11 protein-coding genes are annotated in these 12,609 nt (G+C 74.2%); 2 read left to right on the top strand and 9 right to left on the bottom strand.

Translation table 11 applies throughout. The features are described 5' to 3' along the window. The 5 genes from CTKZ_RS04325 to CTKZ_RS04305 all read right to left on the bottom strand — a co-directional run. Positions 1-1,047, bottom strand: a 1,047-nt coding sequence (locus CTKZ_RS04325; RefSeq protein WP_124341792.1) for an alpha/beta hydrolase family protein, incomplete at its 3' end; no start/stop codon positions are given. Further along, the gene (era, locus tag CTKZ_RS04320) at positions 1,047-1,961 is read right to left on the bottom strand and encodes a GTPase Era (protein WP_124341791.1); all 915 of its coding nucleotides are present in this window, start codon (positions 1,959-1,961) and stop codon (positions 1,047-1,049) included. The genes CTKZ_RS04325 and era, both read right to left, overlap by 1 nt. Next, a complete protein-coding gene (locus CTKZ_RS04315; RefSeq protein ID WP_124341790.1) occupies positions 1,958-3,277 on the bottom strand; it encodes a hemolysin family protein in 1,320 nt (439 codons plus the stop codon). The genes era and CTKZ_RS04315 overlap by 4 nt, the downstream gene beginning before the upstream one ends. Then, positions 3,274-3,726 (bottom strand): rRNA maturation RNase YbeY, encoded by a 453-nt coding sequence (ybeY, locus tag CTKZ_RS04310; protein WP_124341789.1) that lies wholly within the window; start codon positions 3,724-3,726, stop codon positions 3,274-3,276. The genes CTKZ_RS04315 and ybeY overlap by 4 nt, the downstream gene beginning before the upstream one ends. After that, positions 3,723-4,730: a PhoH family protein gene (locus tag CTKZ_RS04305; protein ID WP_124341788.1), complete on the bottom strand. Its 1,008-nt coding sequence runs from the start codon at positions 4,728-4,730 to the stop codon at positions 3,723-3,725. Before CTKZ_RS04305 ends, ybeY begins: the two co-directional genes overlap by 4 nt. Before the next feature lie 226 nt (positions 4,731-4,956). Here CTKZ_RS04305 and ppdK point away from each other — a divergent pair, with 226 nt between their 5' ends. Further along, positions 4,957-7,665, top strand: coding sequence for a pyruvate, phosphate dikinase (ppdK, locus tag CTKZ_RS04300; protein ID WP_124341787.1), 2,709 nt, complete (start codon positions 4,957-4,959; stop codon positions 7,663-7,665). Positions 7,666-7,671: 6 nt separating this feature from the next. On the opposite strand, the gene CTKZ_RS04295 is transcribed toward ppdK, so the two are convergent. The 3 genes from CTKZ_RS04295 to hrcA all read right to left on the bottom strand — a co-directional run bounded on the left by CTKZ_RS04295 (position 7,672) and on the right by hrcA (position 10,664). Beyond that, the gene (locus CTKZ_RS04295) at positions 7,672-8,442 is read right to left on the bottom strand and encodes a 16S rRNA (uracil(1498)-N(3))-methyltransferase (protein WP_124341786.1); all 771 of its coding nucleotides are present in this window, start codon (positions 8,440-8,442) and stop codon (positions 7,672-7,674) included. A gap of 1 nt (position 8,443) precedes the next feature. Then, complete coding sequence (dnaJ, locus tag CTKZ_RS04290; RefSeq protein ID WP_124341785.1) at positions 8,444-9,571, bottom strand: molecular chaperone DnaJ; 1,128 nt, start codon at positions 9,569-9,571, stop codon at positions 8,444-8,446. A 67-nt stretch (positions 9,572-9,638) separates the two neighbouring features. Further along, complete coding sequence (gene hrcA, locus CTKZ_RS04285) at positions 9,639-10,664, bottom strand: heat-inducible transcriptional repressor HrcA (protein ID WP_124341784.1); 1,026 nt, start codon at positions 10,662-10,664, stop codon at positions 9,639-9,641. 128 nt (positions 10,665-10,792) lie between these two features. Between hrcA and CTKZ_RS04280 the strand changes: the two genes are divergently transcribed. Next, on the top strand, positions 10,793-11,650 hold the full coding sequence (locus tag CTKZ_RS04280) for a DUF3097 domain-containing protein (RefSeq protein WP_124341783.1): 858 nt from the start codon (positions 10,793-10,795) through the stop codon (positions 11,648-11,650). 66 nt (positions 11,651-11,716) lie between these two features. Here the strand turns inward: CTKZ_RS04280 and CTKZ_RS21395 are convergent. Next, on the bottom strand, positions 11,717-12,609 hold an 893-nt coding region (locus tag CTKZ_RS21395; protein WP_160142823.1), incomplete at its 5' end, for a hypothetical protein.

Below are 12,609 nucleotides of genomic sequence, written 5' to 3'. Positions count from 1 at the left end.
GACGGGCTGCGCGCCGGCGATGCGCGGCTCGCTGCTGCCGGTCGCGGGCAGGCCGAGCACCCAGCCGGACAGGTCGCCGAGGAACACCGGCGACACGTCGCCGTCCACCCGGATCCCGTGGTTCGCGCCCTCGTAGTAGCGGACGGTGACGTCGCCGTTCCCGGCGATCGCGGTGTCGCGGATGATCTGCTCGGCGCCCTGCACGGTCGGCATGGACGCGTCTCCCGTGCCGTAGACGACGAGGACGGGCTGCCGCATCTGCCGCTGGTAGGGCGTCACGTCGAAGTCGGCGTACTCGAAGCCGCCGCCCGGCAGCGACATGCCGACGGCGCGCGGGATCGCGCGGAACACGCCGTGCGGGACGCCCGTGTTGCGCAGGTAGGAGTCGACCGCGAAGGCGGCCTGCTCGCGCGGCGGCACGACGGGCGACGACACGAGCACGACGAACGCGAGGCGCGGGTCCTGCGCGGCCATCACGGGCGCGATCCAGCCGCCCTCGCTCTCCGCGTAGACGCCGACACGGTCGGGGTCGACGTCGGCGTGCCGGCGCAGGACCTCGACGGACGCCTCGTAGTCGGCGGCCATCTGCACGTAGTCGCGGTGCCGCGTCGTGTAGGTGTCGAGCCGCTTGTCGGGGACCATCGCGACGATGCCCGACGCGGCGAGCGCGCGCGCCTGCTCGACGAACGCCCGGCTGAACTTGCCGGTGCCGGCACCGTGCACGAACACGACGCCGGGCGCGGGCTCGTCGAGGCCGACGGGGACGCTGATCTGCGCCTCGACGGTCGCGCCGTCGAGCTGGACGGTGACGGTGCTGGTCGCGACGTCGTACGTCCGCAGCAGCGGGGCGTCGCCGATCGCGGTGTCCGACGTCTCGACCGCGATCGGGTCGGCCAGCGGGACGGGGTCCCACTGCGGGCCCATGACGGCACCGAGCACGGCGAGCACGACGATCCCGAGCACGGTGCTCGCGACGACGCGGTACTGCGAACCGCCCCGCCGCTCGTGCGGCAGGGTGCGGCGGTCGCGGAACCCGGGTCGGAGCATCAGAAGCCCAGCCGCCCGAGCTGCTTGGGGTCGCGCTGCCAGTCCTTCGCGACCTTGACGTGCAGGTCGAGGAACACGCGCGCGCCGAGCAGCGCCTCGATGCCGCGTCGTGCCTGGCTGCCGACGTCGCGCAGCCGCGCACCGCCCTTGCCGATGACGATGGCCTTCTGGCTGTCGCGCTCGACGAAGAGGTGCACGCGCACGTCGAGCATGGGCGTCGCGTCGGGCGACGTGGTCTCGCGGGGCACGATCTCGTCGACGACGACCGCGAGCGAGTGCGGCAGCTCGTCGCGCACGCCCTCGAGCGCGGCCTCACGGACGAGCTCGGCGACCATGACGTTGTCGGGCTCGTCCGTGAGCTCGCCCTCGGGGTAGAGCGCGGGGCCCTCGGACAGGTGCCCGACGAGCACGTCCTCGAGGACCTTCACCTGGTAGCCGGACACCGCCGAGACGGGCACGATGTCGGCCCACTCGCCGAGGTTCTGCACGGCCATCAGGTGCTCCGCGAGGCGGCCCTTGCCGACCGTGTCGGCCTTGGTGACGATCGCGACCACGGGCGTGCCGCGGCCGTCGCGCGCGAGCTCCGCGAGCTGGTCGGCGATGAACCGGTCCCCCGGCCCCACGCGCTGGTCCGCGGGCAGGCAGAAGCCGACGACGTCGACCTCGGTGAGCGTGTCCTTGACGAGGTCGTTGAGCCGCTCGCCGAGCAGCGTGCGGGGCCGGTGGAGGCCCGGGGTGTCGACGAGCACGAGCTGGGCGTCGTCGCGGTGCACGATGCCGCGCACGGCGTGCCGGGTCGTCTGCGGACGGCCCGAGGTGATCGCGACCTTCTGGCCGACGAGCGCGTTGGTCAGCGTGGACTTGCCCGCGTTGGGCCGGCCGACGAAGCAGGCGAATCCTGAGCGGAAGGTCATCGTGCGGCTCCGTGCTGGTCGGTCGGCACGCCCTCGGCGGGCGTGTGCGTCGGGGGGTCGTCGGGGGTGGCGAGGCTGACGAGCACGGTGGACAGCGTGCGACGCCGCCCCTGGGCCTCCTCGGCGACGAGGTGCAGCCCGTGGATGTCGCCCGCGGACCCGGGCAGCGGGACCTTGCCGAGCGCCTTCGCGAGGAGCCCGCCGACGGTGTCGACGTCCTCGTCCTCGACGTCGAGGCCGAACAGCTCGCCGACCTCGTCACGGCCGAGCCGTGCGGGCACCCGGTAGACGCCGTCGCCGAGGTCCTCGACCTCGGGTGCGGTGGGGTCGTGCTCGTCGGTGAGCTCGCCGACGATCTCCTCGAGCGCGTCCTCGATGGTGACGAGGCCGGCGATGCCGCCGTACTCGTCGACGACCATCGCCATGTGCGACGAGCCGTCCTGGAGCTCGCGCAGCAGCTCGTCGACGGGCTTGGACTCGGGCACGAACACCGCGGGTCGCGCGAGCGAGTCGGCGGGGGCGGCGAGGAGCGCGTCGGCGTCGGGGTCGTCGACCCCGGGCGCGAGCCTCAGTCGTCGCACCACGTCCTTGAGGTACAGCACGCCGCGCAGGTCGTCCACCGACTCGCCGACGACGGGCACGCGCGAGAAGCCGGACCGGCGCAGCAGCCCGAGCACCTTGTGGACGGGGGTGTCGGCGTGCGTCACGACCATGTCGGTGCGGGGCACCATGACCTCGCGCGTGAGCGTGTCGCCGAGCTCGAGCACCGAGCGGAACATCTCCCGCTCCTCGTCCTCGATCGCCTCGGACTCGCTCACGCGCTGCACCATCTCGCGCAGCTCCTCCTCGTCCTGCGCGGGCCCGGCGTACGACGCGGCGCGCCCGAGGCCGCCGAACGCGACCGTGATGCCGAGCAGCGGGCGGGACAGCACGGTCAGCGTGCGCACGGGGTGCGACCGGCCGATGCTGCGCGGGCTGACGCGCACGAGCAGGAACGCCACGACGGCGACGAGCCCGACGGTGACGAGCAGGACGGCCCACCACGGCAGCGACCCCGACGACACGACGAGGGTGAGGCAGACCGTCGCGGTCATCTCCGCGAGCAGCCGGACGAACGACGCCGCCGCGACGACGCGGGACGCGTGCTCCTCGAGACGCCTCACACGCGCGGCGGCCGGGTGCTGGTCGGCGACGAGGTCGGTCACCGTGGCGCGCGAGACGCGCGTGACCGCGACCTCACCCGCCGACATCGCCGCCGCGAACGCGATGCCGAGCACCGCGAGCGCGACCAGCAGCCCGACGGGCACGTCGGTCATCGACCGGCCAGGAACGTCAGCAGGAGGCGTCGCTGGAGCGCGAACATCTCCTTCTCCTCCTCCGGCTCGACGTGGTCGTAGCCCAGCAGGTGGAGGATGCCGTGCGTCGTGAGCAGCAGCAGCTCCTCGGCCGTGGAGTGGCCCGCGGCGCGCGCCTGCTGCGCGGCGACCTCGGGGCACAGCACGACGTCGCCCAGCAGGCCGGCGGGCGTCGGCTCGCCCTCGCGGCCGGGGCGCAGCTCGTCCATCGGGAAGGACAGCACGTCGGTCGGGCCGGGCTCGTCCATCCACTTGACGTGCAGGTCGGTCATGACGTCGGTGCCGACGAGCATGATCGACATCTCGGTCTGCGGGTGCACGTGCATCGCGTCGAGCACGAACCGCGCGAGCGCCGCGAACTCGGCCTCGTCGACGTCGAACCCGGACTCGTTGTTGACCTCGATGCTCATCGGCTGCCGTCCCTGTCCCAGCGCGCGTACGCGTCGATGATGTCGCTCACGAGCCGGTGGCGGACCACGTCGGCGGACGACAGGCGGCAGAACGCCACGTCGTCGACGCCTTCGAGGATCTTCTCGACGACCCGCAGGCCCGACGTCGTCGCGGACGGCAGGTCGACCTGCGTGACGTCGCCCGTGACGACGACGCGGGACCCGAACCCGAGGCGCGTGAGGAACATCTTCATCTGCTCGACGGACGTGTTCTGCGCCTCGTCGAGGATGATGAACGAGTCGTTGAGGGTGCGGCCGCGCATGTACGCGAGCGGCGCGACCTCGACGGTGCCGGCCTCCATGAGCCGCGGGATCGACTCCGGGTCGACCATGTCGTGCAGCGCGTCGTACAGCGGGCGCAGGTAGGGGTCGATCTTCTCGGACAGCGTGCCGGGCAGGAACCCAAGCCGCTCCCCCGCCTCGACGGCGGGACGCGTGAGCACGATCCGGTTGACCTGCCGGGCCTGCAGCGCCTGCACGGCCTTGGCCATCGCGAGGTACGTCTTGCCGGTGCCGGCGGGGCCGATGCCGAACGTGACCGTGTGCCGGTCGATCGCGTCGACGTACTCCTTCTGGCCCGCGGTCTTGGGCCGGATGGTGCGGCCCCGCGCGGTGAGGATGTTGAACGTCAGGACGTCGGCGGGGCGGGCCGTGGAGCCCTCGGCCAGCATCGCGACGGAGCGGGACACGACGTCGGGTGTGAGCGGCGTGCCGGCGGCGGCCATCTCGACGAGCTCGTCGACCAGGCGCGCCACGAGGGCGACGTCGCCCGCGGGACCCGCGAGGGTGACCTCGTTGCCCCGGACGTGCACGTCGACCGTGGTGAAGCCGGACTCGATGGCGCGGAGCACCTCGTCGCGCAGGCCCAGCAGCTCGACCATCGAGACGTCGGCCGGGACGGTGATGCGGTGCTCGACGCGGGCGTGCGCACCGGCCGGGCGGGGATCAGTGTGGGGCTGCGTCATGGGTCGGCGTGCGCCGTGCGCTCCTTCGGTGGCGGTCGCGGGGCGCGTCGGGCGCGTCGCACGCGGTCGGGTGGTCGTCCCAGTCTACCGACGCCGTGCGCGCGTCCGCCGAGCGCATTCCCGCGGGCCAACCCGGGACCTTGGTGCTGCGCGGCGGGCGTGGACGGGGACAGACTGGCCGGTGGGAGGCCGGGTGAGGGCGCCCGGCCGCACGCGGAGGTGCGCCGTGGCGACGTACGTGTGGGACTTCACGCAGGGCGACAAGGACCAGAAGGACCTCCTGGGCGGCAAGGGCGCGAACCTCGCCGAGATGACCCGCCTGGGTCTGCCGGTGCCGCCGGGCTTCACCATCACGACCGAGGCGTGCCGCGCGTTCATGCGCACGGGCGCGGTCCCGCGCGAGCTCGCGGTCGAGGTCACCACGGCGCTGCGCAAGATGGAGGACACCCTCGGGCGGCGGTTCGGCGACCCGGACGACCCGCTGCTCGTGTCGGTGCGGTCGGGGGCCAAGTTCTCGATGCCCGGGATGATGGAGACCGTCCTCGACGTCGGGCTCAACGACACGACCGTGCACGGGCTCGCGCGGTTCAGCGGGGACGAGCGGTTCGCGTGGGACTCCTACCGCCGGCTGGTGCAGATGTTCGGCCGCACGGTGCTGGACATCGACGGCGCGCTGTTCTCCGACGCGCTGGACGCGGCGAAGGCGGCGCGCGGCGTGACCTCGGACGTGGACCTCGACGCCGACGCGCTGCGCGAGCTCGTCGGCACGTTCCAGGAGATCGTGCGCACGCACACGGGGTCGCCGTTCCCGCAGGACCCGCGCGAGCAGCTCGACCTCGCGATCGTCGCGGTGCTCGGCTCGTGGAACACCGAGCGCGCGCGCCTGTACCGCCGCAAGGAGCGCATCCCCGACGACCTCGGGACGGCCGTCAACGTCGTGCCGATGGTGTTCGGCAACCTCGGGCCGACGTCGGGCACGGGCGTCGCGTTCACGCGCGACCCGGCGACCGGCAAGACCGGCAACTACGGCGACTACCTGGCGAACGCGCAGGGCGAGGACGTGGTGGCCGGGATCCGCAACACGCTGTCGCTCGAGGACCTCGCGCAGCGCGACCCGGGTGCCTACGCGGACCTGCGCCGCGCCATGCGCCAGCTCGAGACCCACTACCGCGACCTGTGCGACATCGAGTTCACGATCGAGCGCGGCAAGCTGTGGATGCTCCAGACGCGGGTCGGCAAGCGCACCGCGCCGGCCGCGTTCCGCATCGCGACGCAGCTGGTCGACGAGCACCTCATCACGCTCGACGAGGCGCTCGCGCGGGTCTCGGGGGCGCAGCTGTCCCAGCTGCTCTTCCCGCAGTTCGCGGTGTCCGACGACCGCACGCTGCTCGCGCGCGGGATGGCCGCGTCGCCCGGCGCAGCCGTCGGTGCGGCCGTGTTCGACTCCGCGACCGCGCAGCAGAGGGCCGCGCTCGGGGAGGACGTCGTCCTGGTCCGGCGGGAGACCAACCCCGACGACCTCGGCGGCATGATCGCCGCGGTCGGCGTGCTCACCGCGCGCGGCGGCAAGACGTCGCACGCGGCGGTCGTCGCGCGCGGCATGGGCCGCACGTGCGTGGTCGGGGCCGAGGCCGTCGACATCGACCTCGTCACGCGCTCGTTCCGCGTCGACGGGCACGTCGTGCGCGAGGGCGACACCCTCGCGATCGACGGCGGCACGGGCGAGGTGTTCCTGGGCCAGGTGCCCGTCGAGCCGTCACCGGTCAGCCGGTACCTCGAGGAAGGGCTCGACGCCGCGCTCGACCACGCGCCCGACGACGACACGCGCGAGCTCGTGCGGTCCGTCGACCGGCTGCTCACGCACGCCGACACGGTCCGCCGCCTGCACGTGCACGCGAACGCCGACACCGCAGCCGACGCCGCACGTGCCCGCCGGCTGGGTGCGCAGGGCGTCGGGCTGTGCCGCACCGAGCACCAGTTCCTCGGCGAGCGGCGCGTCCTCGTCGAGCGCGTGGTGCTCGCGTCCGGCGACGACGAGCGGCAGGCGGCTCTCGACGCGCTCCTGCCGCTCCAGCGCGAGGACTTCGTCGGGCTCCTGCGCGAGATGGACGGGCTGCCCACGACGATCCGCCTGCTCGACCCGCCGCTGCACGAGTTCCTGCCCGACCTCACCGACCTGTCGGTGCGCGTCGCGCTCGCACACGAGCGGGGCGAGGACGCCGCGTCCGACGAGCGGCTGCTCGCGGCGGTCCGCCGCATGCACGAGGCGAACCCCATGCTCGGCCTGCGCGGCGTCCGGCTCGGCCTCGTCGTGCCCGGCCTGTTCGCGCTGCAGATCCGGGCGGTCTGCGAGGCCGTCGTCGAGCGCCGGGCCGCCGGCGGTGACCCGCGCGCCGAGATCATGGTGCCGCTGGTCGGATCGGTGCAGGAGCTGCGGCTCGTCAAGGACGAGGCCCGCACGATCATGGCCGCGGTCAGTGCCGAGCGCGGCGTCGACCTCGACCTGCCCGTCGGCGTCATGATCGAGCTGCCCCGCGCCGCGCTCACCGCCGACCGGATCGCGCAGGAGGCCGCGTTCTTCTCGTTCGGCACCAACGACCTCACGCAGACCACCTGGGGGTTCTCGCGCGACGACGTCGAGGGCGCCTTCTTCGCGCAGTACACCGACAACGGCGTCCTCACGGTGTCGCCGTTCGAGACGATCGACGCGCTCGGCGTCGGGCGTCTCGTGCAGATCGCCGTCGAGCAGGGCCGCGCGGCCCGGCCCGACCTGACGCTCGGCGTGTGCGGCGAGCACGGCGGCGACCCGGAGTCGATCCGGTTCTTCCACGACGCGGGCCTCGACTACGTGTCCTGCTCCCCGTTCCGTGTCCCGGTCGCGCGCCTCGAGGCGGGCCGCGCGGCGGTCGCCGAGACGGTCGCCGACGTGCGCTGACGAGGGCTAGGACCAGCGGCCGAGGCGCTGGGCGAGGAGCGCGAGCGCGACCGGCCCGGCCGTCGACGTGCGCAGGACGTGCGGCCCGAGCCGGACCGTGACCGCGCCCGCGTCCACGAGCCGCGCGAGCTCGTCGTCGCCGATGCCGCCCTCCGGCCCGACGACCACCAGGCACTCGCGCGCCGCCGTCCCCGCGCCCGGCAGCGTCACGTCGGCGATCGGCAGCGCCGCCTCCTCGTGCAGCACGAGCGCGGCGCCGCCGGCCTCGACGCTCACCCGCACCCGCTGCGCGAGCGCGCGCGAGTCGACGGCCGTCCCGACCTCGGGCACGCGCGCCCGCCGGGACTGCTTCGCGGCCGCCCGGACGGTCCCGAGCCAGCGCGCGCGGCTCTTGGCGGCGCGCTCGCCGCGCCACACGACGATCGACCGGTCCGCCTGCCACGGCAGGACGCCGTCGGCGCCGACCTCGGTCGCCGCCTCGATCGCCTGCTCGTCGCGGTCGCCCTTCGCGAGCGCCTGCACGAGCACGAGCGCGACGTCGGGCGCGGGCTCGACGACGACGTCGTCGACGCGCAGGTGGACCCCCTCGCCGCCGACGGACTCCACGACACCGACCAGCCGCACCCCGGCGCCGTCGACCACGTCGACCCGCTCCCCCGGCCCGCGCCGCTGCACGACGCCCGCGTGCCGGCCCTCGGACCCGTCGAGCAGGTACGTGCCGCCCACGACCACGCCCGCGAGCGTCCCCGGCTCCGCGAGGAAGACGGGTGCGCTCACCTCAGCGGCCCGAGAGCTTGTCGCGCAGCTTCGCGAACACGCCGCTGCTCGCGCTCGCGAGCCGCGACTCCGGGCGCTCCTCGCCGCGGAGCACCGCGAGCCGCCGCAGCAGCTCGACCTGCTCGTCGTCGAGCGCGGTGGGGACCTGCACCTCGACGTGCACGTGCAGGTCGCCGCGCCCGCCCGCGTGCAGGTGGCCGACGCCGAGACCCTTGAGCGTGACGACCTGGGCCGGCTGCGTGCCGGGACGCAGGTCGACCTCGCGCTCGCCGTCCAGCGTGTCGAGCTGGAGTGTCGTGCCCAGCGCGGCCGCGGTCATCGGCACCTGCAGCGTCGCGTGCAGGTCGTCGCCGCGGCGCACGAACGTGTCGTGCTTGCGCTCGTGCACCTCGAGGTAGACGTCGCCCGCGGGGCCGCCGCCCGGGCCGACCTCGCCCTGACCCGTGAGCTTGATGCGCGTGCCCGTGTCGACACCCGCGGGCACGTCGACGCCGAGCGTGCGGCGCGACCGCACCCGGCCCTCGCCCGAGCACTCCGGGCACGGCTCGGGGATGACCGTGCCGAACCCGTGGCACGCGGCGCACGGCTGCGTCGTCATGACCTGGCCGAGGAACGACCGCGCGACGCGCTGCACCGACCCGCGGCCGTGGCAGACCTCGCACGTGCGCGGCGACGTGCCGGGACGGCAGCACGAGCCGCCGCACGTCGGGCACAGCACGGCCGTGTCGACCGGCACCTCCTTGTGCGCTCCGAACGTCACCTCGGTGAGGTCGAGGTCGAGGCGCACGAGCGCGTCCTGGCCGCGACGCGCGCGAGGAATCGGTCCGCGCTGCGCGCCCGCACCCGCGGCCGCGCCGAAGAACGTCTCGAAGATGTCCTGGAAGCCGAAGCCGCCGCCCATGCCGCCGCCGGGCGACGCCGGGTCGGCACCAAGGTCGTACGCGCGGCGCTTCTCGGGGTTGGACAGCACGTCGTACGCGCGCGAGACGTCCTTGAAGCGCTCCTCGGACGCGGAGTCGCTGCCGGCGACGTCGGGGTGGTGCTCGCGCGCGAGCTTCCGGTACGCCTTCTTGATCTGCTCCGGCGACGCGTCGCGCGGGACGCCGAGGATCTCGTAGTAGTCGGTCACGTGAGGGTGCGCTCGCTTCCTGTGCTCAGGCACGCGGTGGGGACGGGCCGGGGACGCCGCAGCGGGCTCATCCGGCGAGGATGCGGGTCAGGTAGCGGGCGACGGCGCGCACGGCGGTCATCGTCCCGGGGTAGTCCATGCGCAACGGGCCGAGCGAGCCGACGCGGGCGACGACCGCACCGCTCTCGTCGCCGTAGCCCGTCGTGACGAAGCTCGTCTCCAGCAGGCCGTCGTGCTGCGTCTCGCGCCCGATCCGCATGCTGACCGCGGCCTGGTCCTCGGCCATCTCGGACAGCAGGCGCAGCAGGACGACCTGCTCCTCGAGCGCCTCGAGCACCGGGCCGATCGAGTGCGCGAAGTCGACGCCGCCGCCGCGGGCGAGGTTCGCGGTGCCGGCCAGCACGACGCGCTCCTCGCTCTCCTGCGCCAGCGTCTCCTCGACCAGCGCGACGACCTGACGCACCAGCGGCGCGTCCTGCGGCGCGAACGCGTCGTGCAGCTCGCGGAACGCGTCGGGGAGCTCCGACAGACGGCGACCGGTCGCGGCCACGTTGAGGCGCGCGCGCAGCTGCGCCACGACGGCCTCGTCGACGTCGTGGTCCTGCTCGAGCGTGCGCTGCTCGACGCGGCCCGTGTCCGTGATGAGGACGACGAGCAGGTGCCGGGCGCCGACGGTGACGAGCTCGACGTGCCGCAGCGCCGAGCGCCGCAGCGACGGGTACTGCACGACCGCGACCTGCCCGGTGAGCTGCGCGATGAGTCGCACCGCGCGGTCGACGACGTCGTCGAGGTCCACCGCGTGGTCGAGGAACTCGCCGATCGCGCGCCGCTCGGCCGCGGACATCGGCTTGACCGTCGTGAGCCGGTCCACGAACAGGCGGTAGCCCTTGTCCGTCGGGACGCGTCCGGCCGACGTGTGCGGCTGCGCGATGTACCCGGCGTCCTCGAGCGCCGCCATGTCGTTGCGGATCGTCGCGGGCGACACGCCCAGCGCGTGCCGCTCGACGAGCGCGCGCGACCCGACCGGCTCACGCGTCGCGACGTAGTCCTCGACGATCGCGCGCAGCACGTCCAGCCGACGGTCCTCGCTCACTCTCGCCTCCCCCGCGTCGGTCCCGGGCCATGCGGCCACGGGTAGCACTCGCCGTGCACGAGTGCCAATCCTACGCCGCGCCCCCGACGTGCCGGCGGCGCGTGCACCGGCGCCCTAGAGTGCCGCGCGTGACTCAGGACCGCTACGGCTCGGACGTGCTCGGGGGCTCCGGCTCCTCCCACCACCGCCCGGCCCGCACGTCACGGCCGCAGGCCGCCGACGTCGGCCTCGTGGTCGAGGAGGTGACGACGGGGTGGGTCGGTGCGGTCGTCCGCGTCGAGAAGTCGGGCGGCATGCACGTCGTCGTCCTCGAGGACCGGCGCGGCCGGTCGCGCACGTTCCCGCTGGGACCGGGGTTCTGGGTCGACGGCGAGCCCGTCGCGCTCACCGCCCCGGTCCGCGCGAGCGCACCGGCCGCCCCGACGCGGACCGCGTCCGGCTCGCGCGCCGTGCAGGGTGCGCAGGCGCGCGTCGCGCGCGGCAGCCGCATCTGGGTCGAGGGCAAGCACGACGCGGAGCTCGTCGAGAAGGTGTGGGGCGACGACCTGCGCGTCGAGGGCGTCGTCGTCGAGCTGCTCGACGGTGTGGACCACCTGCCCGACGCGGTGCGCGCGTTCGCGCCCGGCCCCGGACGCCGCCTCGGCGTGTTGGTCGACCACCTGGTGCCCGGGTCCAAGGAGAGCCGGATCGCCGCGGAGGTCACGCGGTCCGCGCCCGCCGGGACCGTGCTCGTCCTCGGGCACCCGTACGTCGACGTGTGGCAGGCCGTCCGCCCGCAGCGCCTCGGGCTCGAGCGCTGGCCCACGATCGAGCGCGGCACCGAGTGGAAGCACGGCATCCTGCGCGAGCTCGGCTGGCCCGTCGCGGACCAGGCCGACGTCGCGCACGCGTGGAAGCGGATCCTCGGGACCGTCCGCACCTACGCCGACCTCGAGCCGAGCCTGCTCGGCCGGGTGGAGGAGCTCATCGACTTCGTCACGGCATGACGGCGCCCCGCCCGGCGCGGTCCCGGGCGAGGCGTCGCACGCTCGTGGCGCGCGGTCATGGCGCGATCAGGGCGCGATCGGCTCGCCGAGCAGGCGGCGGTACAGGTACGACGTCGCGACGAGCACGACGGGGACGGCGACCAGCAGGCCGACGCCGCAGAGGATCGCGCCCGCCCAGATGATCGCGCCGCCCACCAGGTAGAACAGGATCGTCGTCGCGAGGTTCGAGGTGACGAGGCGGATGCTCGACTGCAGCGCGTCGACCGGGCTCAGCTGCTTGTCGATGACGAACCACAGCGTGAACAGCACGAGCAGGTTCGCCGCGACGCTCACGAGCCAGCCGATCAGCGGGATCCACGCCACGAGCCCCACCACGAGGTTGACAGCCGCCAGCAGCAACGCCGTCAGGACCACCGGGCCCGAGTTCTCGAAGCGGAAGAAGTCGCCGAGCGCGACCGGGCGGCCGTACGTGAGGTTGAGCGACACCCGCACGAACGCGGCCTGGACGAGGTACGCCACCAGCCACGCGACGGTGTAGATGACGACGAAGCCGAACGAGAAGCCCAGCCCCATCCCGTTCGACACACCGTCGCCGTCGGGGTCCGCGAGCGCCGACAGCCCGCCGAACACGAGGGTCACGAGGAAGACGACGACCGCCGCGATCGCCAGCCAGATCAGGGTGGCCGCGACGAAGACGCCGCCGTTCGTCGTGAACTTCTGCCAGCCGTACTGGAGCGACTCGCCGATGGGCGCGGTGGCCGACGGCGCCCCGTAGCCGGCCTGTGCCGGGTAGCCCGCGGGCGGGTAGCCGGTCGACGGCGGCGGGTAGCCGCCCGGCGGGGGCGTCTGGCCGTACCCGGGCCCCCCGGACGGCGGGGGCGGGTAGGAGCCCTGCGCGGCGGGCGGCGGCGGGTAGCTGCCGGGCGCGGGGGCGGGCGGCGGCGGGTAGCCGCCGGGGG

Origin of the sequence: Cellulomonas algicola (genome assembly GCF_003851725.1) — a bacterium.
GTDB lineage: Bacteria > Actinomycetota > Actinomycetes > Actinomycetales > Cellulomonadaceae > Cellulomonas > Cellulomonas algicola.
This window is presented reverse-complemented; position numbering and strand designations above follow the sequence as displayed.

Excerpts from the sequence above, each read along its gene's own strand:
- CTKZ_RS04315 (WP_124341790.1), bottom strand. The coding sequence starts at position 3,277 with ATGACCGACGTGCCCGTCGGGCTGCTGGTCGCGCTCGCGGTGCTCGGC.
- CTKZ_RS04305 (WP_124341788.1), bottom strand. The coding sequence starts at position 4,730 with ATGACGCAGCCCCACACTGATCCCCGCCCGGCCGGTGCGCACGCCCGC.
- ybeY (WP_124341789.1), bottom strand. The coding sequence starts at position 3,726 with ATGAGCATCGAGGTCAACAACGAGTCCGGGTTCGACGTCGACGAGGCC.
- era (WP_124341791.1), bottom strand. The coding sequence starts at position 1,961 with ATGACCTTCCGCTCAGGATTCGCCTGCTTCGTCGGCCGGCCCAACGCG.